Annotated in this window: 1 protein-coding gene; it reads right to left on the bottom strand. The window is 63.2% G+C overall.

Translation table 11 applies throughout. From position 1 onward, the window contains the following. Positions 1-26 precede the first annotated feature (26 nt). Positions 27-1,262: an IS256 family transposase gene (locus AWC25_RS00680; RefSeq protein WP_085166215.1), complete on the bottom strand. Its 1,236-nt coding sequence runs from the start codon at positions 1,260-1,262 to the stop codon at positions 27-29. Positions 1,263-1,402: the final 140 nt, after the last annotated feature.

Raw genomic sequence — 1,402 nt, 5'->3', positions numbered from 1 at the left:
TTGCGATCAACGAGTCATGTTGAACGCTAGGTGATTTGGTGTTGTTTGGCAAGTGCTGCCGCGGCGTGTTTGGCAGCGATCACGGTACGTAGTTCGTCCATGGAGACATCGGAGAGATAGCGGCGGGTGACCTGCCATTCGTCGTGAGATTCGATGACCACCGCGGTGGCCAGCCGCAGAAACGCCGCCGGGTTGGGGAAGATCTCCACGACATCAGCGCGGCGCTTGATCTCCTTGTTCAAGCGTTCGATGGGGTTGTTCGACCAAATTTTCTGCCAATGGGCCTTGGGGAACGCGGTGAAGGCAAGCACGTCGGTCTTGGCCTCAGCCAGCATGGCGGCCACCTTCGGGAACGAGGCGGCCAAGGTGTCGGCCACCCGGTCCCACTGGGCAGCGACCGCGGTGGGGTCGGTGTGAGCGAAGATGGTCTTGACCGCCGCGGTCACCGCTGGGGCGTGCTTGGCTGATACCGCAGTGTGCAGGTTGCGCATGAAATGCACTCGGCACCGCTGCCACGATGAGTTAGTGAACTGTTGGGCCACAGCCGTTTTCAACCCCGCGTGCGCATCAGAGATAACCAGATGCACCCCGGCCAGTCCGCGGGCTTTCAGCGATGTCAAAAACTCGCGCCAGAACTCATAGGACTCGCTGTCACCCACCGCGGTGCCCAGCACTTCTCGGGTGCCGTCGATGGACACCCCGGTGGCCACGACAAGTGCCTGAGACACGACGTGCGCCCCGATGCGGACCTTGCAGAAGGTCGCATCACAGAACACGTACGGGAACTCGGTGTGGGCCAGGCTGCGGGTGCGAAAGGCCTCGATCTCTTTGTCGAGGCCGGCGCAGATCCGCGAGACTTCCGACTTCGACACCCCGGTCTCGACACCCATCGCAGCCACCAGGTCATCGACGCTGCGGGTCGACACACCATGGACGTAGGCCTCCATGATCACCGCGTGCAACGCCTTGTCGATGCGGCGCCGCCGTTCCAGCAGCGACGGAAAGAACGACCCGGCCCGCAACTTGGGGATCTGCACCTCGACATCACCCGCGGTCGTCGAGATGGTCTTGGGTCGATGCCCGTTGCGGTGCACAGTGCGCCCGTCGGTGCGCTCATACCGTCCGGCGCCGATGGTGGCGGTGGCTTCGGCCTCGATGAGCTGCTGGAGCCCGGCACGGATCAGCTCGGCGAACACCGCACCCGCATCGGCGGACTTCAGCGCATCGAGCTGGGCAAGCAGAGCAGAATGGTCCTGGGTCATCGCGTCGTGTGTCTTCCTGTTGAGTCACTTGGTAGGTAACTCACTGACCACTACGCGATGGCCCACCCCAACACCGGCAACGACACACCCGGCACCGTCATCTCCGGCCCCAAAAACCCACCACGCCAGGGGACTTACCC

Source organism: Mycobacterium sherrisii, from assembly GCF_002102355.1.
In the GTDB taxonomy this organism is placed as follows: Bacteria; Actinomycetota; Actinomycetes; order Mycobacteriales; family Mycobacteriaceae; genus Mycobacterium; species Mycobacterium sherrisii.
The sequence above is the reverse complement of the archived record's forward strand: the minus strand, read 5'-3'. Positions and strand labels throughout refer to the sequence as shown.